The organism is Pseudomonas sp. R32, assembly GCF_009866705.1.
In the GTDB taxonomy this organism is placed as follows: Bacteria; Pseudomonadota; Gammaproteobacteria; order Pseudomonadales; family Pseudomonadaceae; genus Aquipseudomonas; species Aquipseudomonas donghuensis.
In genome coordinates this window covers 874,974-901,851 of the sequence record NZ_CP019396.1, presented here as the reverse complement: position 1 = coordinate 901,851, position 26,878 = coordinate 874,974, and the positions used below count along the sequence as shown (strand labels likewise).

Here is a 26,878-nt window from a genome sequence, read left to right as displayed (position 1 = left end):
TATGCCCCGTGGTGGCTATAGTTGCATCGTTAAAACGCGTAGGAATCTAGCGTGCCTGCGCCTGGCGCAACTGGCTGAGCACCGAGTCCAGTGCCCGGTCGAACAACAGGGTGTCGTCCAGCAAGCGTACATGGCCGCGGCGCAAGGCCACGGCCAGGGCCATGCGCGACCATTCGCGGACTTTGAGCCCGGTACGGTTGACGAAAATGAAACGGTCGGTGCTGTCGATCTGGGCAATCAGCTTGCAGCGCTGCACTTCATCGTCGCCGATCAACTCGACCCAGGCGCCAATACGCAGACGCTCGACCTGCAACAACGCCGGGTCGTCATCGGCCAGGCGCACCAGGGAAGCTTCCGACTCACCGCCTTCGGGGGCACGCAAGACGATTTCATCGAGCACCAGCACCCGTTCGCTGGCATTGACAGGGATAACGCGCCCGCCCTCCACCGCGGTATCGAACAGCTGCACATGCAGGGTTTCGAGCTGGGCGAAGAACTCGCTGGTGGCAAAGGGATCGAACGCGGCGCCGGCGAGGCCATCGCGCAACGCCTTGAGTAGCCCCGGCACCAGTTCCAGCAGGCGCAGGCGTGCCTGCTCGTCACTGTGCGGCTGCACGCTCCAGATCAGTTCATCCATGGTTTCCAGCGCTTCAAGCCATTGGCGAGAGGTGTCGCCGTGTTTGAGACAGGCGAGCAACAGCACCTGACTCCAGGCCTGTTCGAGAAAGCGCACCACCACCCGCGGCAACGAACGGCCAAGCAGGCGCTGATTGAATTCCTGCTGCACCCGCTGACGCGCCAGTGCGGTACGTGCGCGGCCTTCTTCCGCATCGCGGGTGCGCTGCTCAAGCAACTCATTGCGGCGTCGCTCGTCACTGCTGAAGGCAATAAACTCAGCGAGCAGTTCAGAGAAGATCGCCGGGTCATCGACAAAGTCGCTGAGCAGGCGCTGAACGATTTTTTCCACCCGCAGGTACAGGCTGTCGCGCTGGCAATCATCGCTGGCTCCCCAACCCATGGCCGCCGTGGCAATCTCGTTGAGCAAGCGCCGGGCCGGGTGGTTGCTGCGGCTGAAGAAGCTCTTGTCGAGCACCGCCACCTTGAGCATCGGGATCTGCAGGCGACCAATCAGGGCTCGCAGCGAGTGCGGCAGGTTGCGATCGCCAAGGATGAACTCGAAGAGCATGGCAATGAGGTTGATGACATCCTCGTCGACCACCTCGATCTTGCGGTAGGTGCCGCTTTTGACGCTGACCCGGGTCAGCAGTTGTTGCAGCTGTTGGTGCAGGTCGAAATCGTCACTCTCAGAGGTAGGCGGCACGTAGTGCTGCAGGTGCGAGAGCAGGCGCAACAGGTCACGGGTGCTGATCGCCTGCACCTGCTCGCAGGCCTCAAGGCGCGGGGCAACACGCCCGCGTACCGGCGAGAGCAAGGCCTGCAGCGAGGCGAACACCGCCTGGCCGTTGGCATCCAGCGGGTTGCTGTGCGGTTTGCTGTCGCCCTGGCTGGCCGACGGCTCGCATTCGGCCAGTGGCCGCTCCCGAGCCCGGCGTCGCGGCACGGCCTTGAGCTCGGGCAGCACCCCGGTGGCGATCAACAACTGGTTGGCTTCGCCGTACAACGGGTCGGCATCCTGCAGCACATAACGCTCGAACAGCTTGAGAATGATCAGTTTGACCTTGATCCCCACTCCCAGGCTGCGCCCGGCGCGCAAAAAATAATCACAGAGCATCGCCGGGCCCAGCGGGTTGCGCGCATCGTCCAGCGTCTGGCCCACCAGGGCGCCGAAGCGCAAGGTCAACTGGTTCAGGGCGATGCCGTCGCGCGCCAGTACCCGCGCGACCATGGCATCCAGGGCCATGTTGCGCTCCAGCTCATCGTTGGCCACCAGGGTCAGGCGCTCGCAGGCATCGCTACGCAGGGCCGGCAGTGCATCGGACTGACCGATCTGCACGAAGGCTTCATAGAAGTGGTCGAGATAGCCGCGCTCGATGTTCTTGCGCTTGAGGCGCAGGTCGCGCATGGCTTCGAAAAGGATGTTCTGTTCAACATTGTTGGCGGCCTTGTCGGCCATCTCGAACAGCGTATCGTCAGCGTTGTCGAATAGCGCCTGCAGGCTTTGGCGCAGCTGCAGCGCGGCCTTGTCACGGACCTGAAGAAGCACCACCGGCAGACGAGCGAGGGGCGCATTGTGCGCCTGTTCGGTGATGGCCTTGATCGGCACCACCTTCCCGTCGTTGTGCATCCTGGTCTCCTTGCCGGTTCGGTTTTGAGCGCTTGAACGCTCGTCAAAGCTATGACGCCAAATACAAGGCGCATTATCGAGTAAAAACCCTTCACTCGCCAGTGCACGGCACGCCGCGGCCGATAGACCCAGGTCCGGGTAAAACGCTCATTCGGCCTGACCAAAGGTCAAGCGTTGGCCACCCCTGCAGTGTTTGCTGCAAGCGCAGGCTGCCCTGCCCTATAATCCCGGGCACTTAGCTTGTGGAGCCCGCCATGCCGAATTTACGCCTCGCCGACCTGACCGCCGAAATCGAAGCCAACGTGCGCCGTGCGTTACTCGAAGACATCGGCAGCGGCGACATCACCGCCCAGTTGATCCCGGCCGAGCGCCTGGCCAAGGCCACCATCATTACCCGCGACGACTGCGTGATTGCCGGCACGGCCTGGGTCGATGCGGTGTTCCGTCAGCTCGACCCGCGGGTGGCGGTGCACTGGCAGGTCAAGGATGGCGACCGCGCCAGCGCCAACCAGGTGCTGTTCAACCTTGAAGGCCCGGCGCGTTCGCTGCTCAGTGGCGAGCGCTCGGCGCTGAACTTCCTGCAGATGCTGTCGGGCGTTGCCACGCACGCGCAATTTCTCGCCGACAAGGTCGCCGACACCCAGGTCAAGTTGCTCGACACCCGCAAGACCCTGCCCGGCTTGCGTCTGGCGCAGAAATACGCGGTCACCTGCGGCGGTTGCCACAACCACCGCATTGGCCTGTACGACGCGTTCCTGATCAAGGAAAACCACATCGCCGCCAGTGGCGGTATCGCCGAGGCAATCACCGCCGCGCACCGCATTGCCCCAGGCAAACCGGTGGAGATCGAGGTAGAAAGCCTGGACGAGCTCAAAGAAGCCCTGGATGCGGGCGCCGACATCATCATGCTCGATGAGCTGAGCCTGGACGACATGCGCGAAGCGGTGCGCTTGAACGGCGGCAAGGCCAAGCTTGAAGCCAGTGGCGGCGTGACTGAAAGCACCCTGCGGGTGATTGCTGAAACGGGTGTGGACTACATCTCGATCGGGGCGATGACCAAGGATGTAAAGGCGGTGGATCTGTCGATGCGCCTTAGCCTCTGAGGCTGACTGCAGGTATAAAAAAACCGGCCTTAGGGCCGGTTTTTTTTAGATTGACTCTATCAGAGCGCTGCGTTCTGCAGGCCGTCCAGGTAGCGCTCGACATCCAGCGCCGCCATGCAACCGGCACCGGCCGAGGTAATGGCCTGACGGTAAACATGGTCAGCCACGTCACCGGCAGCGAACACACCTTCAACGTTGGTCGCAGTGGCGTTGCCGTCACGGCCGCCATTCACCACCAGGTAGCCGTCTTTCAAGGTCAGCTGGCCTTCGAACAGCGAGGTGTTCGGGGTGTGACCGATAGCGATGAACACGCCATCGACCTTGATGTCGTCGAAGCTGCCGTCGTTGTTCTTCAGACGCGCGCCGGTGACCCCCATATTGTCACCCAGCACTTCGTCCAGGGTGGCGTTGAGTTTCAGCTCGATCTTGCCTTCGGCCACGCGGGCGTTGAGCTTGTCGACCAGGATCTTCTCGGCGCGGAAGGTCTCGCGGCGGTGAACCAGGGTGACCTTGCTGGCGATATTGGCCAGGTACAGGGCTTCCTCAACAGCGGTGTTACCCCCACCGACCACGGCCACCGGCTTGTTGCGGTAGAAGAAGCCGTCACAGGTCGCGCAGGCGGAAACGCCCTTGCCCATGAACGCTTCTTCCGATGGCAGGCCCAGGTAGCGAGCGCTGGCACCGGTGGCGATGATCAATGCATCGCAGGTGTAGGTGGCGCTGTCGCCCTTGAGGGTGAACGGCTTGCTGGCCAGGTCAACGGCATTGATGTGGTCGAACACCACTTCGGTCTCGAAGCGCTCGGCGTGTTCCTGCATGCGTTGCATCAGCGCCGGGCCGGTCAGGCCATGGGCGTCGCCCGGCCAGTTGTCGACTTCGGTGGTGGTGGTCAGCTGGCCGCCGGCCTGCATGCCGGTGATCAGCAGCGGCTTGAGGTTGGCGCGCGCGGCGTACACGGCAGCGCTGTAACCGGCAGGGCCGGAACCGAGAATAATCACTCGCGAATGACGTACTTCAGACATGTCACACTCCTGTCGAGCGGGCGTTCAATTGCCCGCATCGTATCGCCGGGATCACCGGCTGGAATAAAAAAGAACCTGCGAAGCACTTGGGGAAGGCTTTTGGCCGCAGGTCCTGAAAAACGTTGAATCGCAGCCTTACAGGCTGGCGGCGTTCTCGGCCAGGTAGTCGGCAACGCCCTTGGCGTCGGCCTTCATGCCTTTCTGGCCAGGGCGCCAGCCGGCCGGGCAGACTTCACCGTGCTGTTCAGTGAACTGCAGGGCTTCGACCAGGCGGATCATCTCGTCGACTTCGCGGCCCAGCGGCAGGTTGTTGACCACCTGGTGCTGGACAACGCCTTGCTGGTCGATCAGGAACGAGGCACGCAGGGCCACGCCGTCATCGTGCTCGATACCGTAGGCACGGGTAATCTCGTGCTTGACGTCGGCTACCATGGTGAACTCGACCGCGCCGATGCCGCCCTTCTCGACCGAGGTGCTGCGCCAGGCGTGGTGGGTGAACTGCGAGTCAATGGACACACCGACCACTTCCACACCCAGCTCGCGGAACTTGTCCATGCGATTGTTGTGGGCAATGATTTCCGACGGGCAGACAAAGGTGAAGTCCAGCGGCCAGAAGAACAGCACGACGTATTTGCCGCGCAGGGAAGAAAGCTTGAAGCTATCGACGATCGAACCGTCGCCCAACACCGCCGCCGCATCGAAATCAGGGGCTTGCTTGTTGACCAGAATGCTCATGGAAACTCCTTGAAAATCAGAATTCGAAGGCGTTGAAAAGATGTGCGCACTTTAGCGAGGTGGCAGAGATTAAGGAAATATCCTTAGACAATCCACCTTATAGGCCTGCTCTATTTATCAACAAAAGCGCTCGTGGTTTATCTATGAAGCCCTGCCCGGGATGCTGCCGAGGTTTTGTTACAGCCCGTTTCTCGCTCTGCACCGCGCTTTCGCCAGGCGCACAAACTCGGTAAGGTCAGCGCGTTTGCCTTTACCCGGAGCCTTCCCCTTTATGCAAGCCCCTGTCCTCTCTGGCCCACAGTACCTACGCGAAGGGCTGAAACTGGTCCTGAGCCCGAGCCTGCGCCTGTTCGTGTTGCTGCCGCTGGCGGTCAACCTGCTGCTGTTCGTCGGCCTGATCTACTTTGCCGGCCATCAGTTCAGCCTCTGGGTCGATTCGCTGATGCCCAGCCTGCCGAGCTGGCTGAGCTTTCTCAACTACGTGCTGTGGCCGCTGTTCGTGGTTTTGGTCGGGCTGATGGTGTTCTTCACTTTTACCATGCTGGCCAACGTCATTGCCGCGCCGTTCAATGGTTTCCTGGCAGAAAAGGTCGAAGTGGTGGTGCGCGGCACCGATGACTTCCCGGCCTTCAGCTGGGCGGAGCTCATGGCCATGGTGCCACGCACCCTCGGTCGCGAGGCGCGCAAGCTCGGCTACTTCCTGCCACGGGCGATCGGCCTGTTCATCCTCTCGCTGATCCCGGTGGTGAACATCATCGCCGCGCCGCTGTGGCTGCTGTTCGGTATCTGGATGATGGCTATCCAGTACATCGACTACCCGGCGGATAACCACAAGATGAGCTGGCAGGACATGCTCGCCTGGCTGCGCGAAAAACGCTGGCAGAGCCTGGGCTTTGGCGGTTCGGTGTACCTGGTGTTGCTGGTGCCCTTCCTCAACATCCTGATGATGCCGGCCGCAGTGGCCGGCGCCACGCTGTTCTGGGTGCGCGAACGCACCTGAGCCCTGGCCGCGTAGCCGCCCGGCTACGCGGCGCAGCCATCAGTTCGACAGCTGGTTGGAGAACTGCCCCACCGCATTGACTACCTTCTGCGCACCGTCCTGAATCTCGACGATCACCGTACCGGTCTGCCCGGCCAGGGACAGGCCCTGCTCGGCCTGGCGCTTGCTGCTGTCGATGATATCCACCGCCGCCTTGGCCAATTGCTCATTCTGCTGCACCACGCGAGCGATTTCTTCGGTGGCGGTGCTGGTGCGCGAGGCCAGTTGCCGGACCTCGTCGGCAACCACAGCAAAGCCGCGCCCCTGCTCGCCGGCACGGGCGGCTTCGATGGCGGCGTTGAGGGCCAGCAAGTTGGTCTGCCCGGCGATGTCGCTGATGGTCTTGATGATCGAACCGATCACCTGCGACTGCTTGTCCAGCGCCTCGATGCCTTCGGCGGCTTCCTGCATGTAGGTTTCCAGGCCGCGCATGACGTCCACGGTCTGGGTCACCACCTCGGTGGCCTTGCGTGCACAGGCGTCGGTTTCCAGCGAGGTGTTGTAGGCGATGTCGGCAGCCTGGGCTACGGCGGTTTCCTGGTTGACCTGGTCGGTGATCACCGTGGCGAACTTGACCACTTTGTAGAGCACGTCGTGGGCATCGATGATCGGGTTGTAGGACGCCTCCAGCCACACCACACGGCCATGGGCATCGATCCGCTTGAAGCGCTCGGCGACGAACTCACCATGGCGCAGTTTGTCCCAGAAGGCCTGATAGGCCACCGAGTTGTACTCCTCAGGCTCGCAGAACAAGCGGTGGTGCTTGCCCACGACCTGATCGAGCTTATAGCCCATGGTCTGCAGAAAGCGGTCGTTGGCGGTCAGCACTTCACCATTGAGGTTGAACTCGATCACCGCCGTGGAGCGCATCAGCGCCTTGATCAGGCTTTCGTGCTCGCGGGAGGTTTCGATGGTGCGGGTCAGGTCGCTCGAATGCAGGGAGAAGTACTTGATCCGCCCTTCGCTGTTTTTCACCGGCTGCAGGATCGACCGCAACCAGGCTTCCTGGCCATTGCCGCGCAGCAGGCGGAAGGCGCCATTGAGGTGCTCGCCACGGGTGATGGCGTGCTTCATGCGCTGGTAAAAGTCGAGCTGCTTGACGTGCGGGGGAACGATTTCCTCGATGTTGCGACCAATCAGTTGATGGCCGCTATAGAGCATCTCTTTTTCGAAGTTGCTGTTGACCGATTCGATTCGCCCTTGAGGGTCGAGTTGTAACACCAGCATCTCGCTGTCGAGGCTGCTTTTGACCTGTTCCATGGACTGCAGGTCTTCACGCAGCTGGAGGATTTCTTTCTTGAGTTTGCTGTTGAACATGACGCTCTCCCGGAGCGAAACCAGTCATTCGAATGCCTCTGCATCGGCTGCTGGCCAGGCAATCTTGAGTCACTTGCTGGGAAATATTTAAGCGCTGAAAACCGCCGGTAATCAGGCGTCATCGATCTGTCATTTATTGGTCACAGAGCGGCAATCCGGGCGGTCGACACTGGCTTCATGAGCACACTGTCCCTGCATGTCACCCTGATCAGTGAAACCTTCCCACCGGAAATCAACGGCGTGGCCAATACCCTTGGCCGCCTCAGCGATGGCTTGCGCTCGCGCGGTCACCGGGTCGAGCTGGTGCGCCCGCGGCAACTGGCCGAACAGCCCTCTGCCAGCGATGAAAACCTGCTGTTGTGCCGGGGCTGGCCGTTGCCGGGGTATCCGGGTTTGCAGTGGGGCCAGGTGTCGATGCACAAGTTGATCCGCCGCTGGCGCCGGCAACGCCCCGACGTGCTGTACATCGCCACCGAAGGCCCGCTGGGCCTGAGCGCCCTGCGCGCGGCGCGGCGCCTGGGGATTGCTGTGGTCAGCGGTTTTCACACCAACTTCCAGCAATACTCCAGCGAGTACGGCCTGGGCCTGCTGGCGCGCCTGCTGACCCACTACCTGCGCTGGTTCCACCGGCGCACCCACACCACCCTGGTGCCCAGCCTCAGCCAGCGCCTGGAGCTGGAACGGCGCGGCTTCGATAATCTCAGCCTAATGGCCCGCGGGGTCGACAGCCAGCTGTTCAACCCGGCACGGCGCAATCAGGCGTTGCGTGAACAATGGGGCCTGGGCGATGACGATATCGCCCTGCTGCATGTCGGGCGCCTGGCCGCCGAGAAGAACCTCGGTTTGCTCCAGCCGTGCCTGGAGGCCCTGCAGCAGCAGTATCCACAGCGGCGCATCAAGCTGATCGTAGTGGGTGACGGGCCCCAGCACAGCATGCTTGAACAACGCCTGCCGGGCGCAGTGTTCTGCGGCGCCCAGCGTGGCGAAACGCTGGCCGAGCACTATGCCTCGGGGGATGTGTTCCTGTTTCCCAGCCTGACCGAAACCTTCGGCAATGTGGTGCTTGAAGCCCTGGCTTCAGGCCTGGGCGTGGTCGCCTACGATGAAGCGGCAGCAGCCCAGCACATCCGCCACGGGCACAGCGGCGCACTGGCCATGCCGGGTGACGAAGCGGCCTTTATCGATGCCGCCGCCTGGTTGCTCGAAGAGCCGGAAACCCTGCGCCGGGTGCGCCTCAATGCCCGCCAGCACGCCAGCCGCCAGGGCTGGCCGGCGATTGTCGAGCAGTTCGAAGCGCACTTGCAGGCAGCCTGCCGCCAGGACCAGGGCAACGTTGCGCGCCCGAGCCCGGCAGCACTTGCAATCAAACCAGAGTCGTCAACGCCTCACGGCTGAACGGCAGGATGTCCTGCTCGCGGCCATCACGCACTTTGGCTGCCCAGTCTGGGTCCACCAGCAGCGCCCGGCCGACCGCCACCAGGTCGAACTCGTCGTTGTTCAGGCGCTTGAGCAGGTTCTCAAGGCTAGCCGGCTGTGCCACTTTATCGGTGGCGACCATGAACTGCAGGAACTCGCCATCCAGGCCGACGCTACCGACGGTGATGGTCGGCTTGCCGGTGAGCTGGCGGGTCCAGCCGGCCAGGTTGAGGTCCGAGCCTTCGAACTCCGGCTCCCAGAAGCGCCGGGTCGAGCAATGGAAGATATCCACACCGGCGTCGACCAACGGCTGCAGGAACGCCCCCAGCGCCTCGGCGCTCTGCACCAGGCGCGCGCTGTAATCCTGCTGCTTCCACTGCGAGAAGCGGAAAATGATCGGGAAGTCCGGGCCCACCGCCGCGCGCACCGCCTCAATCAGCTCGATGGCAAATCGCGAACGGCCAGCCAGGTCGCCACCATACTCGTCGCTGCGCTGGTTGCTGGTGTCCCAAAAGAACTGGTCGATCAGGTAGCCATGGGCGCCATGGATCTCGACACCGTCCATACCAATGGCCTGGGCGTCGCGGGCAGCCTGAGCAAAAGCCTCGATCACTTCACGGATATCGGCCTTGGTCATGCCGTGCACCACCACCTGGCCATCCTTGAGCTTCTCGCTCGGACCATGGCCCGGCACGCTGGCATCCGGCTCGGTGCCCAGGCGGCGCACGCTACCCACGTGCCAGAGCTGCGGAACGATGCGTCCGCCTTCGGCATGCACGGCTTCGACGACTTTTTTCCAGCCGGCCAGGGCGTCTTCCCCGTAAAAACGCGGCACATTCGGGTAGCCATTGGCGGCTTTGTGGCCGACCGTGGTGCCTTCAGTGATGATCAGACCGACGCCTGCCGCGGCGCGGCGACGGTAGTATTCCACCACTTGCGCGTGCGGTACGCCGCCAGGGCAGAAGGTACGGGTCATCGGTGCCATGACCACCCGGCTTGGCAGCGCGAGGGTGCCCAGTTGGAAGGGAGTGAAGAGTGCGTTGGCGGACATGGGGCGCTCCAGGGAATGGGGAATGCGCCTGAGGATAGGGGGAGCCGTTCGGGTGGCCCAGTACTATTGATCTGGGTGATTGAACAGCATCGCGGGGCAAGCCCGCTCCTACACTTCTGTAGGAGCGGGCTTGCCCCGCGATAGGGCCGATCAGGCCAAAGCCTTCTCGATCGCCTGCACCACTGTCGGATCATCCGGCGCGGTACGTGGCGAGAAACGCGCCAGCACGCGGCCGTCCTTACCGACCAGAAACTTCTCGAAGTTCCAGGTGATATCGCCCGGAAACTCGGCGCCTTCACCCGCCAGCAAGCGATACAGCTGATGACGGTCGTGGCCGTTGACTTCAAGCTTGCTGCCCAACGGAAAGCTCACGCCGTAGTTCAGGCTGCAGAACTTCTGGATTTCTTCTTCAGTCCCTGGCTCCTGGCCGGCAAACTGGTTGCACGGCAGGCCCAGCACACTGAAGCCTTTGCCCTTGTACTGCTGATAGAGGTTTTCCAGCGCCGCATACTGTGGGGTCAGGCCACACTTGGAGGCGACATTGACCACCAGCACCACCTGGCCCTTGAACGGCGCCAGAGGCAACTCCTGGCCATTCAGTGCCTGCAGCTTCAGGTCGTGAAATGCACTCATGACGTACTCCCCTTTCCAGATCCCGGTTGCCGCTGCGAGCTGCAATCAGTAAAACCAGCCCATCAAAAAGGCGCCCTGCCAAGCCGTCTTCCCCTGCTGGAGCGACGGACTTGCCCGGGCGCCTTCGCGACTCTCTGAGCTTAGCGCAGAAAATCAGTGGTGATGGCCACCTTCGCCATGAACGTGGCCATGGGCTACTTCTTCTTCGCTGGCATCACGCACGTTGACGACCTTGACCTTGAAGTTCAGGCGCTGGCCAGCCAGTGGGTGGTTGCCGTCGACGGTGACGTCGTCGCCGTCCAGGTCGCGAATGGTGACGATCTGCATCTGGCCATCCGGCGCCGAAGCGTGGAACTGCATGCCCACTTCCAGCTCGTCGACACCTTCGAACATGCTGCGGTTCAGGGTGCTGACCAGCTCGGCCAGGTATTCGCCGTAGGCGTCTTCCGGCTCGACGGCAACGTCCAGCTCGTCACCGGTGGTTTTACCTTCCAGGGCTTTTTCCAGGCCCGGAATGATGTTGCCTGCGCCATGCAGGTAGACCAGCGGAGCGCCGCCGGCGGAGCTGTCGATGACCTCACCAGCGTCGTTGGTCAGGGTATAGTCGATGGAGACAGCCTTTTTGGCGGCGATCAGCATGGGGCGAGACCTTTTGCATAAGAATGTAGAACGAACAAGTGTAACCAAGGCCTCGCCTGAAAGCGAACGCAACCCGGACAAACGGGTTGCCGGATATTTGCGACGGGTGCGCTCGGGGGGTCGATAGCGATACCCTTGGCAATTGATTCTTTTGCACAGCTCATTTCGAGAAGCTCGCATGCAGACATTTTTTATCGCGCCGACCGACTTTGGCGTCGGCCTGACCTCCATCAGCCTGGGCCTGGTGCGCACCCTGGAGCGTGCCGGGTTGAAGGTTGGCTTCTTCAAGCCGATTGCCCAGCCGCACCCGGGCGATACCGGCCCGGAACGCTCCACCGAACTGGTTGCCCGCACCCATGGCCTCAAGCCACCGCAGCCGCTGAGCCTGGCCCATGTCGAGCGTATGCTGGGCGACGGCCAGCTGGATGAGCTGCTCGAGGAAATCATTACTCTCTACCAGCAGGCCTGCATCGGCAAGGACGTGGTGGTGGTCGAAGGCATGGTCCCGACCCGCCACGCCAGCTACGCCGCGCGGGTCAACCTGCACCTGGCCAAGAGCCTGGATGCCGAAGTGATCCTGGTGTCGGCACCGGAAAACGAGGTGCTCACCGAGCTGTCCGGGCGCGTCGAACTGCAGGCCCAGCTGTTTGGCGGGCCACGCGACCCGAAAGTGCTCGGGGTAATTCTCAACAAGGTGCGCACCGACGAGGACATGAGCGCCTTCGCCGCGCGCCTGGTCGAGCATTCGCCGCTGCTGCGCGGCGGCGACTTCCGCCTGCTCGGCTGCATCCCCTTCCAGGCCGGCCTCAACGACCCACGCACCCGCGACGTGGCCGAACTGCTCGGCGCCCAGGTACTCAATGCCGGCGACTACGAAACCCGGCGGATGAACAAGATCATCATCTGCGCCCGCACCGTGGCCAATACCGTGCCGCTGCTCAAGCCCGGCACGCTGGTGGTGACCCCGGGGGATCGCGACGACATCATCCTCGCCGTGAGCCTGGCGGCGATCAACGGTGTACCGCTGGCGGGCCTGCTGCTGACCAGCGACAGCAAGCCCGACCCGCGCATCCTCGAACTGTGCCAGGGCGCGCTACTGGCCGGCTTGCCGGTCCTGTCGGTAAGCACCGGCTCCTACGACACCGCCAACCAGCTCAACGGCCTGAACAAGGAAATCCCGGTGGATGACCGCGAGCGCGCGGAGCTGATCACCGATTTCGTCGCCAGCTACCTGGACGCCGACTGGCTGCACCAGCGCTGCGGCACCCCGCGCGAGCTGCGCCTGTCGCCAGCCGTGTTCCGCTACCAGTTGATCCAGCGCGCCCAGCAGGCCAACAAGCGCATTGTCCTGCCCGAAGGCGCCGAGCCGATGACCGTGCAGGCCGCCGCCATCTGCCAGGCCCGCGGTATTGCCCGCTGTGTGCTGCTGGCCAAGCCCGACGACGTTCAGGCCGTGGCCCGCGCCCAGGGCATTACCTTGCCCGAAGGCCTGGAGATTCTTGACCCGGACCTGATCCGCGAGCGCTACGTCGAGCCGATGGTCAGCCTGCGCAAGAGCAAGAGCCTCAATGCACCGATGGCCGAGCAACAACTGGAAGACCCGGTGGTGATCGGCACCATGATGCTGGCCCTGGACGAGGTCGACGGCCTGGTGTCGGGCCTGGTGCACTCCACCGCCAACACCATCCGCCCGGCCCTGCAACTGATCAAGACCGCGCCGGGCTGCAGCCTTGTGTCGTCGGTGTTCTTCATGCTGTTCCCCGAGCAGGTGCTGGTGTACGGCGACTGCGTGATGAACCCGCACCCAACGGCCCATGAGCTGGCGGAAATCGCCCTGCAGAGCGCCGACTCCGCCGAAGCCTTCGGTATTGCCCCGCGGGTGGCGATGATCAGCTACTCCAGCGGTGATTCGGCCAGTGGCGAAGAGGTCGAGAAGGTTCGCGAAGCCACCCTGCTGGCCCAGGAAACCCAGCGCGGCCTGCTGATCGACGGCCCCTTGCAGTACGACGCTGCGGCCAACCTGGACATCGCCCGGCAACTGGCGCCCAACAGTCAAGTGGCCGGCCGCGCCACCGTGTTCGTGTTCCCCGACCTGAACACCGGCAACACCACCCACAAGGCCGTGCAGCGCAGCGCCGATTGCGTAAGCCTGGGGCCGATGCTGCAAGGCCTGCGCAAGCCGGTCAACGACCTGCCGCGCGGCGCCCAGGTCGACGACATCGTCTACACCATCGCCCTGACCGCCATTCAGGCCAACCGCTCACTGGATAGTTGAACATGCTCGGATTGCTACCCGCGCCGCTGCGCGGGGTTATCGCCTCGTTGCTGCTGGGGCTCAACACCATCGTCTGCTGCACCCCGTTGTTCATCGTCAGCCTGTTCAAGCTGTTGCTGCCGTTCGCCGCGGCGCAGCGGCTCACCGATGAACTGATGCGCCACATCCACGAAACCTGGATCAGCAACAACAACGCCTGGATCAACCTGCTGGGCAAGGCCCGCTGGCAGGTCGAGGGCCTGGCCGGGCTGGACTACCAGCACAGCTACCTGGTCACCAGCAACCACCAGAGCTGGGTCGATATCCTGGTACTGCAGTACGTGCTCAACCGCCGTATCCGCCCGCTGAAGTTCTTCCTCAAGCAGGTACTGATCTGGGTGCCGGTGATCGGCCTGGCCTGGTGGGCGCTGGGCTTCCCGTTCATGAAGCGCTACTCCAAGGCGTACCTGGCCAAGCACCCGGAAAAGGCCGGCAAGGACCTGGAAACCACCCGCCGCACCTGCGCCAAGTTTCGCGGCAAGCCGACGGCAATCTTCAACTTCGCCGAAGGCACGCGGTTCACGCAGGCCAAGCATCGCCAGCAGCAGTCGCCGTTCAAGCACTTGCTCAAGCCCAAGGCCGGCGGTATTGCCTTTGTGCTCGATGCCATGGGCGAGCAACTGCAGTCGATCATCAACGTCACCATTCACTATCCAAACGGGGCGCCAGGCTTCTGGGACTTGCTGTGCGGGCGGGTCAGGCACATTGTCGTGCACTTCGAGGAACTGGCGATTCCGGCCGAGTTCCTGGGCAGGAACTACGACCAGGATGAGACCTATCGCCTGGCCTTCCAGCAATGGATCAACCAGCTGTGGAGCGATAAGGACGCCTTGCTCGAACGGCTGCGACAAAACGCCGACGGGTAATTTGCCGGACAGCATCTATGCTCACTTCCTACGATGATTTCACTAGCAATCACAAGGAACGTAAGCCTATGAAACCGCTGCGCCGCTTTGCCCATGCTTTTGCTGTTGTTTCACTTCTGTCTGCAGCCAGTTTCACGGTGCAGGCAGAAGACATCCTGATCGACGCTGTCGCCACTGAGGATGTGGTGAATACCAAAGTCCTTGCCGTTGACCTCGATAAGCGCGTCGTTACGGTGGCAGGGCCTGAGAACTCTGAGGTGCCGATCCAGGTGAGCGAACAGGCCAAGGACCTGCATAACCTCAAGGTCGGCGACCTGGTCAACATCACAGTCAACCGCTCGGTTGCTACTGTGCTCGAAACCGACCTCACCAAGGCCCCGGGCATCAGCAAGGAGGCCGGTGTCATTCGCGCCACCAAGGACAACCCTAACCCAGGTGGTGAGGCATTTCGGCAGATCAAGGTCACCTCGAAGATCACCAAGATCGACCTGAAAACCCATGAGGTAACGCTGACGCCACCTGAGGGCCCGCAAAAGGTGGTGAAGGTCGAAGACCCTGACCTTCAGGCACGCATGAAAAATCTCAAGGTCGGCCAGTCTGTGGTCATCGTTTATACCGATGTACTGACAATCACTACCAGAAGCCCAAGCTGAGTCGCCTGACCTACCGTATCGCCGGCAAAGCCGGCTTCCACAATTAATCTGGGCACACACCGGACCTGTGGGAGCTGGCCTTGCCAGCGATCGAGCGCAACGCGCTCGCAACTCAGGCGCCGCCTGGCATCCTGATCACACGGCTCTCCAGCCCATCGAGCAACGCATCAATCAATGCCTTGGCCATTTCATGGGAATGCAGGGTCGCCTGAAGAAACCCTCGCCCCGGCTCACAGGTATGCTCGACCGCTAGCGGCCCGGTCAGGCTTGCGCACTTCAAATACAGCGATGCATGCACCAGCGCATCTTCGACATTGACCCCGGCGCGCACGGCGAATAACTGTGGATGACCAGCATCGCAGAGGCCGAATGGGGTTTCTGTGGTTTCGAGAAGGTGGAATTCAGGTGGGTCTGGAACGATTTTTTTCATGATGAAGCTCCTTTTGGAATGGAGCAGCCACCGACTCGTCGCCAAACGAAGGGGTGGCGGCTGTACGCGGATTGGCGAACCGAGCCAAAAGGGAAACCCGGCAGGGCCGAAGCCCTCCCGCGCACAGCCACCATAAAGTGAAGTCAGCGCAACTTAACGCCGACAAGCATTCACATGGTGCAGTCTTTTGTTTGCTCCAGGTCGCCAAACCCGATCGCTGATACATCAGCGACCCAGTGAGCCTAGTGGTGTACTTCCCCCGGAGCAATCATCTGCAGGGCGACAGAATTCGTAGGATAGGTCCTAGGACGCTCAAACTACCAGTCCAAGGCTGTTGCAGGATGCTAACCAGGCCTCTGTGAGAGCTGGCTTGCCAGCAATGAGGCCACTGCAGGCACAAAAAAGGGGAGCCAGGCTCCCCTTTCTTACATCTTGCAACTTACTGATACTGCTGCCCAGGAATCGGCTTGAGGTTGACCTCTACCCGACGGTTCTGCGCGCGGCCGTTGGCGTCGGCGTTGCTGGCGATCGGCTGGTCCGGGCCCAGGCCACGGGCGCTGACGCGGCTCGGGTCAACACCCTGGGAGGTCAGGTAGCTGACCACCGATTGCGCCCGACGTTGCGACAGGTCCATGTTGTGCTGACGGCTGCCGGTACTGTCGGTGTAGCCGACCACTTCAATGGTGTTCTGGTTGAACTGCTTGAAGGAGTTGGCCAGGTTGTTCAGCGGCGAGTAGAAGCTCGGGGCAATGTTGGCCGAGTCGGTGGCGAAGGTGATGTTACCCGGCATGATCAGCTTGATCTGATCGCCCTGACGTTGAACCTCGACACCGGTGTTGGCCATGCTCTCACGCAGGGCAGCTTCCTGCTTGTCGGCGTAGTAGCCATAACCTGCGGCGGCGGCGCCCACCGCGGCAGCGCCGATCAGCGCACCCTTGCCGCGGTTGTTATGGTCGATGGCCGCACCGGCAATGGCACCGGCCAGCGCGCCCAGGCCGCCGTACTTGGCAGTTTTGCTCATCCCTGTGGAACCCTGCTGCGCCTGACCCTGGCTGTCATACGGGTTGGGGCTGGCACAACCGGACATCAGCGCGGCAGCGGTAGCGACGATAATCAAACGACGCATGGTGAACATGGACAAGCTCCTACTGTAATTCGAAAGTGCAGCGGATCTGATTCGGATCTATGCCAGCCTTGGATTGCAGCAAAGCAGAAAAATTCCCTGAAACTTCACGCGCGCACGAACGGGTTCTGGCGCATCTCATCACCCAGGCGGGTATCCGGCCCATGTCCGGTCACCACCGTGGCCTCTTCATCCAGGCTGTACAAGCGCTGCTTGATAGAACGAACGATAGTCGCCTGATCACCACCCCACAAATCGGTGCGACCAATCCCACGGCGAAAAAGCGTATCGCCTGCAATCAGCAGCTTGGCCTCGGCGAACCAGAAACTCATCGAGCCCGGCGTGTGCCCCGGGGTGTGCAAGGCCACGCCACAGCCGCAGGCCAGTTCTTCGTCATCGGCCAGCCAGCGGTCCGGCGCCGGCACCGGAGTGTAGGGCACGCCGAACATCTGGCACTGCATTTCCAGGTTGTCCCAGAGGAACTGGTCGTCCTTATGCAGGTGCAGGGTGGCGCCGGTCTTCTCCTTCAACTGCCCGGAGGCGAGGAAATGATCCAGATGCGCGTGGGTATGGATGATGCTCACCACCTTCAGGCCATGGGCATCCAGGCGGGCGAGGATCTGCTCGTGATTGCCACCCGGATCGACGACGATGGCCTTTTTGCTGATCGGGTCACCGATGATGGTGCAGTTGCACTGCAACGGGCCGACGGGGAAGGTTTCGCGGATCAGGGCGGGTTTAGCCGGGTTCATGGGGCAATCCTGTGGAGCAAAGGGTGGAGTGTCGCACAGCCTTCCACCTCCGGCGACGACACTCGTCACTTCACCTCAAGGCGATACTCGCGATCCGCACTCAAGCCAGCACACTGCGTACCAAACGTCCCCACCGACACCACGAAGTGATAGACCCCCGCACGTTGCGGTGTGCCGACCAATGTCGCGTCAGGCCTGCGGCCCTGGTGCTGCAGTGTCAGCCCTGGCGGTAAGGGTTCGGCATAGAAGCCACTCACCGGCGAACTGCTGGCGATGAGCGTGATCTGCGCCTGATAGGGCTGCCCCACCCTCGCCAGCGGCAAGGCTTCAGGGGAGAGCGTCGGCTGCGCACGCAAAGCGCAGCTGACCAGGGTAATCGGGTACAGGGCAATCTGACACCCGCACAATGGCAGCAACAGCCCGGCCAACAGCCCGCGGGATAACCACTTCACGGCAAATAGAGCCTGAAAAGCCCCCCGCCCAACACCCCGCCGTTGGCAATCTCGATCCGCCCCTTGACGCCGTTGCGCTCGTGCAGAGCGGCAATCCGCGCCGCGAAGTATAGCCCCAGGCCGGTGCTGCCGCTCTTGCCGTCGATACCCTGCACATACTCCTGCTGACGCTCGAGCATGCGCGCCGGGAAGCCCGGGCCGTCATCGTTGATGCTCAGTAGCAGTTGTTCGCCTTCGTCGCTGACGCTGATCAACAAGGTATGCCCGGCATAACGAATGGCGTTGTTGAGGATGTTGGCCACTACCGAGCCAACCAGTTCGCGGTCGAAGAAACCCAGCGGGCTTGCGGTTTCAATGCGCCAGCTGGCGAGGATGTCGCGGTGCTGCAGCAGGTTCTGCTGGGCCGCCAGCTGGGCTTCGATGAAATCGTCGAGCTCGTGATAGTCGGGGCACATGGGCAGTTGGTTGACGCCCAGCTTGTACAAGCCCAGCAACTGCACCAGCATGCCGTTGAGGTGGCTGAATTCGTGCTCCATCACCCCCTGTTCGCTGCCGCTGCGCAACGCTTCGGGCAGGCGCGCCAGCCACTGGCTGTGGGCCTGGGTCAGGGCCGCCAGGGAGTTCTTCATGTCGTGTACGGTGGAGGCGATCACCGTGGAGAAATCCAGCCCCTGGTTGTCCTGGTTCATGCGCCAAAGGCCCGGATGTGCAGTTTGCGGTAGCGATCGTAACGGTTGTCGCTTTTCGGGATGCCGGTCACGCTGCCCAGGCAGGCACGGCACTCGTCCATGATCGCCGGCGGCGGTGCCTCGCCACCGATGCGCAGCAGCGCCTGGGCGGTGTTGAGGGCAATACTGATGTTCTTCGGCTGCAGCGTCAGGGCCCGGCGGAACTGCGCCAGCGCTTCGCTGAGCTGGCCGGCCTGGTAACTGCGAACGCCCTGGCGGTTAAGGTCGACCGCTTCGGTCACCGCGCCCAACACGCTCGGATCATCGGTCAGTTGTGCCACGCTCTGCATGACCTTGGGGTCGTCGCCGTAGGTCTCCACGCAGCCCTTGAGAATAGAGGTGCCGGCAGCCTCCTGACCGAGCTTTTGCAACTGCGTGGCCACCACCAACGCGGCTTCCACCGAGAAAAACTGGTCCATTTTCTCCAGCCGGGCCATGGCCTGTTCGGTCAGCTTGGCGGCGGTTTCGGCGTCGCCAGCCTGCTGCAGGCTGGCGGCTTTCATCAACCGTGCGCGCACCTGCAGCCCCTGGTCTTCGACGTTCTCTTTGGCCACTTCGCTGAGCACGGTGTTGATCTCGACCCGGGTACGTGCATCCAGGCCGTTGCCGGCGTTCTTGTTCATCAGCGCCTGCACCAGCCCGAGGTTGCTCTCCGGGTCTTTGTAACGCGAGCTCTGGCCCTGGTTGACGGCGTGCCGGTAGGCCTTGGACGAGGTGTCGTAGTCGTCGTTGCTCAGGGCCAGCTTGCCCAGCATCATCTGCCGGCGTACGGCCAACGGTGAAAGGCGCACGGCCTCTTCCAGCACACCCTGGGCGCGCTTGCTTTCACCCAGGGCCACCAGCACCTCGGCCAGGCCATCGTACAGCCCGGGCATCATCGGGAAAGCCTTGAGTGCTTGTTCGTATACGCCCTGGGCCTGGGCCAACTGGTTGCGCTTGTACAACAGGTTGCCCAGGGCGGCATAGGCCCAGGGCGTGGCGCGGCTGGCGATGATGGTGGTGAGGAACTTCTCCAGCTCATCGACGCGGTTGAGGTCGCGCAAGGCATCGGCGCGATAACGCAGGCACAGCGGCGCGAAGCGCGGGTCCTTCTTGCACAGCTCGGCACAGGCCGCCAGCACCTCGGCCGGACGGCCGCGGTCCAGGGCCTGGAGGATCGGTTTGAGCAAGGTCTTGCGCTGCACCAGTTTTTCCAGGCGCTGAGCCAGGCCGATGCGGTTGAACGGCTTGGTCAGGTAGGCGTCGGGCTCGTGCTCCAGGGCGCTGAGGACAATCGCCTGGCTGCTTTCGGCAGTGACCATGAGGAACACGCACTCATGACTGATCAGTTTGTCGAGGATCAGGTCCTCGAGCACCTGCTGGCCGTTCTTCTTGCCATCGCCCAGGTGGAAGTCTTGAAGGATAAAGTCGTAACGTTTCTGCGCGCACATGCGCAGTGCCTGCTCGCCACTGTCGGCGGTGTCGACATCGCGCACGCCCAGTTCGCGCAACATCGAGCGGGCCGAGCTGCGAAAATCGGAGAAGTCATCGACAATCAGAAAGCTTTTTTGGCTGTAGACCTGCATCCACGAAACCTGTCATGGCAAATGAAAAAATAGACGCAGAGGCACCTTCACGGACAGGCTCGGCTTCGCGGGTAGATTCGCTGCGGCAATGAATCGGGCCGCACTCGCAGAGTATCGGCCACACAGGGCGATAGCTTGAGGCTTGCGCTGCGCATATTTGGCGCACGATCGTACCAGCAATGACGCAAATAATAGCACTATGCTATCACTGTTCATGCCAAGCACAGAGTAAAGCGCCGCGCCCCTGTTGCGGACAACGGTGCTGAGGTGACGATACATACCGACCCGTCTCACCACTGTCTCAAAATGAGACGGAGCATCCCGGCGACAGGCTGCCAACGTTGCCCGACAGCGCCTGAAAACAGGGACTTCGCCACGTTGGCACACGCGTTGCGAACACCCGGCACTCACTCACAACAATGAGGTTTGCCATGTCCACCACTGCCCCCCTGCACCCCGACGTCGAAGCCTTCATTCGCCGCGCGCCACGCATGCTGATTGGCGCCGACTGGGTCGACTCCAGCGATGGCGCCCGCCTGACCCTGCGCAACCCGGCCAACGGCGAGAACCTCTGCGAGGTGCCCGCCGCCACCCCGGCCGATGTCGACCGCGCGGTACACGCCGCCCGCCAGGCGTTCGATGACTCCGCCTGGAGCCGCACCCGCCCACGCGAGCGGCAGAACCTGCTGTGGCGCCTGGCCGACCTGCTTGAGCGCGACGGCGAAATCCTCGCCCAGCTCGAATGCCTGAACAACGGCAAGAGTGCCGTGGTAGCCCGGGCCATGGACGTGCAGCTGTCGATCGACTTTCTGCGCTATATGGCCGGCTGGGCCACCAAGATCGAAGGCAGCACCGTCGAGGTGTCGATGCCGTTGATGCCCGCCGATCAGTTCCACGGGTTCGTGCGCCGTGAAGCGGTCGGCGTGGTCGGCGCCATCGTCGCCTGGAACTTCCCCCTGCTGCTGGCCTGCTGGAAGCTCGGCCCGGCCCTGGCCACCGGCTGCACCATGGTCCTCAAGCCTGCCGATGAAACCCCGCTGAGTGCTCTGAAACTGGCCGAACTGGTACTGGAAGCGGGTTACCCGGCGGGGGTCTTCAACGTCGTGACCGGCACCGGCCTGGTCGCCGGCGATGCCCTGACCCGCAACCCGCTGGTCGACAAACTGACCTTCACCGGCTCCACCGCCGTGGGCAAGACCATTGGCAAGATCGCCATGGACTCCATGACCCGGGTCACCCTGGAACTGGGCGGCAAATCACCGACCATCGTCATGGCCGACGCCGATCTGGCCAGCGCCGCCGCCGGCGCCGCCAGCGCGATCTTCTTCAACCAGGGCCAAGTGTGCTGTGCCGGTTCCCGCCTGTACGTACAGCGCAAGCATTTCGACAATGTGGTGGCCGATATCGCCGGCATCGCCAATGCCATGAAACTCGGCAACGGCCTGGACCCCAGCGTGGAAATGGGGCCGCTGATCTCCGCGCGCCAGCAGAAGCGCGTCTACGACTACATCGAGCAAGGCCGCAGCAGCGGTGCGACCATCGCCTGCGGTGGCGAGCAATTCGGCCCCGGTTACTTCGTCAAGCCAACGGTGATTGTCGATGTCGACCAGCGTCACCCGCTGGTGCAGGAAGAAATCTTCGGCCCGGTGCTGGTGGCCATTCCGTTCGATGACGAAGCTGACGCGGTGCGCATGGCCAACGACAGCCCCTACGGCTTGGGTGCGAGCATCTGGTCCAACAACCTGGGCGCGGTGCACCGGATGATCCCGCAGATCCGCTCGGGCTCGGTATGGGTCAACTGCCACAGCGCCCTCGACCCGGCGTTGCCGTTCGGCGGCTACAAGATGTCGGGGGTCGGCCGGGAAATGGGCGCAGCAGCCATCGAGCACTACACCGAGCTCAAGTCGGTGCTGATCAAGCTGTAACCCTTAGAGTGGCAATGCGCTGTTGCTGGCCGCGCTCGCCCAACGGGCGGTCGAGGCCAGCAGGCGCTGGATCAAGGCGGCGTCTGCTTGAGCTTGCGGTACAGGGTTGCACGGCTGATGCCCAGGGCCTCGGCTGCCGCAGTGACATTGCCAGCATGGCGTTCCAGGGCCTGGCGAATCAGCACGCTCTGGCTGTCACGCATGCGTGTGCTGGGCGGCTGGGCGCTGTCGCGCAATTCGTCGAGCAGGTTGTCGGGCAGATGATCCAGGCCCAGTTCCTGTTCACCGGCTTCACGCATGGCCAGCAGCAAGCGCAAGGTCATTTCCAGCTGACGGATGTTGCCCGGCCAGTGATAGCCGGCGAACAATGCACTCAGCTCGCTCGAAAGCTCGACGCCCTGGCCACCGAGGCGATCAAGCAGGCTGCGCACCAGCGCCGGCAGGTCTTCGCGCTCCCGCAGCGCGGGCAACTGCACGCTGATGCCATGGATACGGTAAAAAAGGTCTTCACGAAACTGCTGGCTTTGCACCTGGGCCTTGAGGTCGCGATGGGTGGCGCAGATCAGGGCGATATCCAGGTCTTGCTCCTGGCCCGCGCCCAACGGCGCAACCTTGCGCTCCTGCAACACCCGCAGCAGGCGGGCCTGCAAGGCCAGCGGCATATCGCCAACTTCGTCCAGAAACAGCGTACCGCCATGGGCCTGCTGCAGGCGCCCGATCATGCCGCCGCGACGCGAGCCGGTGAACGCCCCTTCACGGTAGCCGAACAGCTCCGACTCGATCAGGCCTTCAGGGATCGCCGCGCAGTTCACCGCCACAAAGGGCTTGCCGGCGCGCGCGCTGTCCTGATGCAGGGCGCGCGCTACCACTTCCTTGCCGCTGCCGGTCTCGCCCAGCAGCACCACCGGCAGGCCGTTGGCCAAGCCCTGACGCGCCATGCGCAGGGCCCTGGCGTGGCGGCTGTTGCCGGCGCCAAGGCGCTCCAGGTCCGGCTGTTGAGTGCTTTGCCGAGGCGCCCGTGCAGCCGGCACGACAACACTCAGTGGCCGCTGCGGCACCTGCAGGGCCTTGTAGAAAAAACCACCCTTGGCTGTCTCGGTGCTTTCGACGCTGCCTGGTTGCACGCGCGCCAGCCATTGCTCCAGGCGCATGCCGAGCAGGCTGTCGCAACGTCGGCCGAGCAGCGCCTCGCGCTGACTGCCGAGCAGTTGGCAGGCCTGGTTGCTGGCGGCCAGGATACGCCCGTCCAGGCCCAGTGCCAGCAGGCCCTGCCAAGGGGAGCCGAGGTATTGCCGGCGGCTGTGAAACGCCAGCACGATCTGCTGCGGGTAACTGTTGTTGAACAGCTTGCCCTCAATCTGGCTGACCGCCAGGGCGAGCAAGGCAGTGCGGTCCTGCAAGCGGCCCAAGGGCCCTTGGCGGGTCAGGTCGAGCACGCCGAACAGGTCACCTTGCGGGCAGTGGATCGGCACTGAGGTGCAGGAATAATCGCTGAGCCGTTCGAGAAAATGTTCGCCACAATCGATCTGCACCGTGCGCGCCTCCACCAGCGCCGTCCCCAGGGCATTGGTGCCGCATTCGGCTTCACTCCAGCGGGTGCCAGGGGCAATCCCCGCCTCGGTGCTGTGGCGCACAACGTCGGCCGGGCCTTCAACGGCCAGGATGGTCGCATCGGCGTTAGCCAGGATGATCAGGGCGTCCTGGCCCTGATGCCCACTCAAGTAATCGAGTTCCGCGGTGGCGGCATCGAGCAGCAAGCGGTTGTTGGCGAGTAACAGATCAAGGTTGGCCACCGGGGCCAGGCCGAGGTCATGCTGACTGTGCACGCCGACGCCATGATCAAGGCTGCGGCGCCAGGAGGCGTCGATTTCGGCACGCAACACGCCTTCCGGCACCTGGCCGTCCACCGCGAGTATTTCCCGGGCTAGGCGTGTACTGGGAGGGAGTGCGATCGTTGTTGTTTGTTGCGGGCTCATCGGCTGCTCCGGATCGGTATCCCGATTCAAGCAAGTCCCACGCCAGCAATGGTCGACGGGGCAAGCGGCTCCCATCCTTTTACGTCAAGGACGGTTGCGCTGCAATCACCCGGTGTCACTATTGCAGCATCCCCAGGGCCTTGGCCCGGGCCACCGCCTGGGTCCGGCGCTCGACGCCCAGCTTGCTGTTGATGTGGCTGGCGTGGGTTTTCACCGTGTGCAGGGAAATGAACAGGCGCTCGCTGATTTCCTGGTTCGAGCAGCCTTGGGCAATCAGCTCCAGCACGGCCATCTCGCGGCTACTCAACGATTCGTTGCCAGCCATCGATTCGACCGATTCAGGCGTCGGCAGCAACCCCAGCAAGCTGCTTTGGGCGGCCCCCTGAGGGTGTTGCAGCAACTGCTCACGCAGCCATTTCGGGTGGTCCTGCAGCAGGCGCTGGAAAGGTTGCAGAACACCGCCGCGCGCGGACTCCAGGGCCAGGCCCAGCAGGTCTCGCGCCTGCGCCTCGTTATTGCTGGCCAGCAGCAGAACCATCCACTGGCACAGCGCAGTGACGCAGAGCATCTGCCCGCCGCTGGCCTGGCCGCGCTCCACCAGTGCCTGCAAGCGGCGCCCGGCCTGTTCCAGACGACCTTGGGTGCGTTCGAGCAAGGCCTGCTGCAGTTCGATATGCAGCGGCAACAACGGGTGGAACTCGGGAGCAGCCGCCGCCTGTTCGCCACCGTAGGTCTGGCCCAGGCGCAACAGCCAGGACTCGGCCAGGTCGGTGCGGCCCTGGGCCAGCCACAGCTCGCACTTGACCAGGGTGATCATCGCCAGATAGAAAATCGGCGGAACGTCCCAGATGTGCATCAGCCGCTCGGCTTCGGCAAGCTCGGCAAAGGCTTCGGCGAAACGCCCTTCGCGGCCATCCAGCGAAGCGATCACGCAATGGCCGATCAGTACGCTGATGTCGCGACAGGCGCGCGCCTCGATCAGCCCGGCGCGCAGGCGGCTACGGCCGGCTTCCGGTTTTAGCCGTGCCGCCAGCAGGTAGCCCTCGTACAGGGTCAACCGCGCTCGTGCCGCGTACAGCCGTTGCGCCGACAAACCCTGCAGGCGCTGCAGGCCCTGGCGCACTTCATCCAGGGCGCGCAGCACCTCACCACGGGCGTGCAGTACCCGCGCGCGGTCGTAATGGGCCAGGGCTTCGAACAAGGGATTGCCGACCCGCTGGGCCAGCTCCAGCGCTTCGCGGTTCCAGCCGCGGGCACGCCAGAAATCGGCATCGGCGATGGCCAGGTTGGACAAGGTCGACAGGCATACCAGACGCTGCCCATAGCGCTTGAACGGCAAGCTGTGCAGCGCCTCGGAGCAGTATTCGAGGGTGCGCTGGCGGTCGCCGCGACCACGGGCAATGACCCCGCTCAACGCCAGCCACTGGGCCAGCATGGATTTCTGCGCGGTGGCTGAAGGCGCCGGCAAAAAACGGCTCAGGTGGCTGGCCAGCTCTTCGGCGGCATCCAGTTGCCCGGCCAGGCCCAGGGCCCAGCTGTACAGCACGATCAGCCGCGGCGTGCTGATCAGCAGGCTGTCGGGCAGGTCCATCTTCCAGCGCAGGAGCATGCCGACGTTCTGCTCGGCCAGCAGTTGCTCCTCGGACAGGTTCTGCACCAGGTTGGCGGCCACATCCAGGTGCCCGGCACGCAAGGCCTGCTCGACGGCTTCATCGAGCAGGCCCTGGCCATGGAACCAGCGACAAGCGCGCAGGTGCAGGCTCGACAACGGCAGGCTGGCCTGGCGGGTGCGCAGCAGGTCGGAGAACAAGTGATGATAACGGAACCAGCGCCCGTGCTCGTCCAGCGGCACCAGGAACACCTGGTGTGCCTGCAGGTATCGAAGGATCTCGGCACTGTCATGGCTTTCGCGCAGGGCGTCACAGAGCTCGGCGCAAAAGCGCTCCTGGCAGGCGGTGTCGTATAGAAACCCCTGCACTTCGGCGGGCAGCATCTCGATCACTTCTTCGAGCAGGTAGTCACGAATCAGCCCTTCGCCGCCATGCAGGGCCTGAGGCAAGGCACTGTCGGCCCCCGCCTCGTTGGCGGCGAGCAACCAGAAACGCAAACCGGCGACCCAGCCATCGCTGCGCTGGATCAGGTTGTCCAGCGCCTGTCCGCGCAGCACGCTCGGTTGCTGGCCAAGCACGGCGAGGGATTCATCGGTGGTCAGGCGCAAGTCCTGCTCATTGAGTTCGAGCAACTGGCGCGACAGACGCAGGCGCGCCAGGTGCCAGTCTGGCCGCTGCCGGCTGGTCACCAGCAGCACCAGGCCAGGCGGCAGGTGATTGAGGAAAAACTGCAGGCAGCGATCGAGCACCGGGCCCTGGGCCAGGTGGTAATCATCCAGCACCAGCAGCAAGGGGTTGTGCGGCTGCAGGTGCCGGGCCAGCTCATCGAGCAGGCCGTCGAGCCATTCTTCGAAGGCGAACGGCTGATGCCGCTGGCGCATTTTCAGCAGGCCCAGGGCCTGGCCGCCAAGCGCCGGGCAGTACTGCTGCAAGCCTTCGAGCAAGCGCTCAAGAAAGCGCCCGGGGTCGTTGTCGCGCCGGCTCAGCCCCAGCCACAGGCTGCTCCAATGGTTGGGCAACCCCTGGCAGAACTCCACCGCCAATGAACTTTTACCGAAGCCTGCCGGTGCGTTGACCAGCAACAAGCGCCCACCGAGCCCCGCGTGCAAACGCTGGCACAAGCGCGCTCGCGGTACATAGCCTTCGGGCAATGGCGGACGAAAGAAGCGGCCCTCCAGGACGCTCATGGCCTGGCTGGCGAACCCTTGCGTACGGGACAGATCAGTCATGGCCGGCTCGTTCTAGTTAGGGAATCTTCGGCAGTACGGATCAAGGCAGACTAAC

Annotated in this window: 21 protein-coding genes and 3 pseudogenes; 8 read left to right on the top strand and 16 right to left on the bottom strand. The window is 63.1% G+C overall.

Going from position 1 to position 26,878, the window contains the following annotated elements; translation table 11 throughout:
• Window positions 1-46: 46 nt before the first annotated feature.
• Window positions 47-2,245: a DUF1631 domain-containing protein gene (locus PspR32_RS03995; RefSeq protein ID WP_159388115.1), complete on the bottom strand. Its 2,199-nt coding sequence runs from the start codon at window positions 2,243-2,245 to the stop codon at window positions 47-49.
• Window positions 2,246-2,499: 254 nt separating this feature from the next.
• Between PspR32_RS03995 and nadC the strand changes: the two genes are divergently transcribed.
• Complete coding sequence (nadC, locus tag PspR32_RS03990) at window positions 2,500-3,348, top strand: carboxylating nicotinate-nucleotide diphosphorylase (RefSeq protein WP_010223547.1); 849 nt, start codon at window positions 2,500-2,502, stop codon at window positions 3,346-3,348.
• 59 nt (window positions 3,349-3,407) lie between these two features.
• Here the strand turns inward: nadC and trxB are convergent, their stop codons facing one another.
• Both trxB and PspR32_RS03980 read right to left on the bottom strand, forming a co-directional pair.
• Window positions 3,408-4,370 carry a thioredoxin-disulfide reductase gene (gene trxB, locus PspR32_RS03985; protein WP_010223548.1) on the bottom strand — a complete coding sequence of 321 codons (963 nt, stop codon included), beginning with the start codon at window positions 4,368-4,370 and terminating at the stop codon, window positions 3,408-3,410.
• A 135-nt stretch (window positions 4,371-4,505) separates the two neighbouring features.
• Entirely contained in the window at window positions 4,506-5,105 is a 600-nt protein-coding gene (locus PspR32_RS03980; RefSeq protein ID WP_159388114.1) for a peroxiredoxin, read from the bottom strand.
• Window positions 5,106-5,376: 271 nt separating this feature from the next.
• Between PspR32_RS03980 and cysZ the strand changes: the two genes are divergently transcribed.
• Complete coding sequence (cysZ, locus tag PspR32_RS03975) at window positions 5,377-6,105, top strand: sulfate transporter CysZ (RefSeq protein ID WP_010223550.1); 729 nt, start codon at window positions 5,377-5,379, stop codon at window positions 6,103-6,105.
• A gap of 39 nt (window positions 6,106-6,144) precedes the next feature.
• On the opposite strand, the pseudogene PspR32_RS26605 reads toward cysZ, so the two are convergent.
• Window positions 6,145-6,504, bottom strand: a pseudogene (locus PspR32_RS26605) (methyl-accepting chemotaxis protein); the annotation flags it as partial.
• Window positions 6,505-6,735: 231 nt separating this feature from the next.
• Window positions 6,736-7,371, bottom strand: a pseudogene (locus tag PspR32_RS26600) (PAS domain-containing protein); the annotation flags it as partial.
• 267 nt (window positions 7,372-7,638) lie between these two features.
• On the opposite strand from PspR32_RS26600, the gene PspR32_RS03965 reads away from it, so the two are divergent.
• Window positions 7,639-8,856 (top strand): glycosyltransferase family 4 protein, encoded by a 1,218-nt coding sequence (locus PspR32_RS03965; protein WP_159388113.1) that lies wholly within the window; start codon window positions 7,639-7,641, stop codon window positions 8,854-8,856.
• On the opposite strand, the gene PspR32_RS03960 is transcribed toward PspR32_RS03965, so the two are convergent.
• From PspR32_RS03960 to PspR32_RS03950, 3 genes are all read right to left on the bottom strand, one after another.
• Window positions 8,825-9,928, bottom strand: coding sequence for an NADH:flavin oxidoreductase (locus PspR32_RS03960; RefSeq protein ID WP_159388112.1), 1,104 nt, complete (start codon window positions 9,926-9,928; stop codon window positions 8,825-8,827). The genes PspR32_RS03965 and PspR32_RS03960 overlap by 32 nt on opposite strands.
• A 150-nt stretch (window positions 9,929-10,078) precedes the next feature.
• A complete protein-coding gene (locus PspR32_RS03955) occupies window positions 10,079-10,561 on the bottom strand; it encodes a glutathione peroxidase (protein ID WP_010225806.1) in 483 nt (160 codons plus the stop codon).
• A gap of 153 nt (window positions 10,562-10,714) precedes the next feature.
• Window positions 10,715-11,200 (bottom strand): FKBP-type peptidyl-prolyl cis-trans isomerase, encoded by a 486-nt coding sequence (locus tag PspR32_RS03950; protein WP_010225804.1) that lies wholly within the window; start codon window positions 11,198-11,200, stop codon window positions 10,715-10,717.
• On the opposite strand from PspR32_RS03950, the pseudogene PspR32_RS26300 reads away from it, so the two are divergent.
• The 4 genes and pseudogenes from PspR32_RS26300 to PspR32_RS03935 form a co-directional block, all read left to right on the top strand.
• A pseudogene (locus tag PspR32_RS26300) lies at window positions 11,169-11,285 on the top strand (DUF3565 domain-containing protein); the annotation flags it as partial. The gene PspR32_RS03950 and the pseudogene PspR32_RS26300 overlap by 32 nt on opposite strands.
• 93 nt (window positions 11,286-11,378) lie before the next feature.
• Window positions 11,379-13,475, top strand: coding sequence for a phosphate acetyltransferase (pta, locus tag PspR32_RS03945; protein WP_010225802.1), 2,097 nt, complete (start codon window positions 11,379-11,381; stop codon window positions 13,473-13,475).
• 2 nt (window positions 13,476-13,477) lie between these two features.
• Complete coding sequence (locus PspR32_RS03940; RefSeq protein WP_010225801.1) at window positions 13,478-14,380, top strand: acyltransferase; 903 nt, start codon at window positions 13,478-13,480, stop codon at window positions 14,378-14,380.
• A gap of 68 nt (window positions 14,381-14,448) precedes the next feature.
• Window positions 14,449-15,033, top strand: a complete 585-nt coding sequence (locus PspR32_RS03935; protein WP_159388111.1) for a hypothetical protein — start codon at window positions 14,449-14,451, stop codon at window positions 15,031-15,033.
• A 112-nt stretch (window positions 15,034-15,145) separates the two neighbouring features.
• Here PspR32_RS03935 and PspR32_RS03930 read toward each other — a convergent pair whose 3' ends face one another.
• From PspR32_RS03930 to PspR32_RS03905, 6 genes are all read right to left on the bottom strand, one after another.
• Window positions 15,146-15,463, bottom strand: a complete 318-nt coding sequence (locus PspR32_RS03930; RefSeq protein WP_010225799.1) for a DUF3077 domain-containing protein — start codon at window positions 15,461-15,463, stop codon at window positions 15,146-15,148.
• 439 nt (window positions 15,464-15,902) lie between these two features.
• The gene (locus PspR32_RS03925) at window positions 15,903-16,598 is read right to left on the bottom strand and encodes an OmpA family protein (RefSeq protein WP_010225798.1); all 696 of its coding nucleotides are present in this window, start codon (window positions 16,596-16,598) and stop codon (window positions 15,903-15,905) included.
• Between the two features lie 95 nt (window positions 16,599-16,693).
• Window positions 16,694-17,338 carry an MBL fold metallo-hydrolase gene (locus tag PspR32_RS03920; RefSeq protein WP_010225797.1) on the bottom strand — a complete coding sequence of 215 codons (645 nt, stop codon included), beginning with the start codon at window positions 17,336-17,338 and terminating at the stop codon, window positions 16,694-16,696.
• A 65-nt stretch (window positions 17,339-17,403) separates the two neighbouring features.
• Window positions 17,404-17,790, bottom strand: coding sequence for a hypothetical protein (locus PspR32_RS03915; RefSeq protein ID WP_159388110.1), 387 nt, complete (start codon window positions 17,788-17,790; stop codon window positions 17,404-17,406).
• On the bottom strand, window positions 17,787-18,479 hold the full coding sequence (locus PspR32_RS03910) for a sensor histidine kinase (protein ID WP_010225795.1): 693 nt from the start codon (window positions 18,477-18,479) through the stop codon (window positions 17,787-17,789). Before PspR32_RS03910 ends, PspR32_RS03915 begins: the two co-directional genes overlap by 4 nt.
• Window positions 18,476-20,083 (bottom strand): tetratricopeptide repeat-containing response regulator, encoded by a 1,608-nt coding sequence (locus PspR32_RS03905; RefSeq protein ID WP_036993859.1) that lies wholly within the window; start codon window positions 20,081-20,083, stop codon window positions 18,476-18,478. Before PspR32_RS03905 ends, PspR32_RS03910 begins: the two co-directional genes overlap by 4 nt.
• Before the next feature lie 431 nt (window positions 20,084-20,514).
• On the opposite strand from PspR32_RS03905, the gene PspR32_RS03900 reads away from it, so the two are divergent.
• Window positions 20,515-22,008, top strand: coding sequence for an aldehyde dehydrogenase family protein (locus PspR32_RS03900; protein WP_036993858.1), 1,494 nt, complete (start codon window positions 20,515-20,517; stop codon window positions 22,006-22,008).
• A 71-nt stretch (window positions 22,009-22,079) separates the two neighbouring features.
• Here PspR32_RS03900 and PspR32_RS03895 read toward each other — a convergent pair whose 3' ends face one another.
• The gene (locus PspR32_RS03895; protein WP_159388109.1) at window positions 22,080-23,984 is read right to left on the bottom strand and encodes a sigma-54-dependent Fis family transcriptional regulator; all 1,905 of its coding nucleotides are present in this window, start codon (window positions 23,982-23,984) and stop codon (window positions 22,080-22,082) included.
• Window positions 23,985-24,102: 118 nt separating this feature from the next.
• Entirely contained in the window at window positions 24,103-26,823 is a 2,721-nt protein-coding gene (locus PspR32_RS03890) for a LuxR C-terminal-related transcriptional regulator (RefSeq protein WP_010225788.1), read from the bottom strand.
• Window positions 26,824-26,878 lie beyond the last annotated feature (55 nt).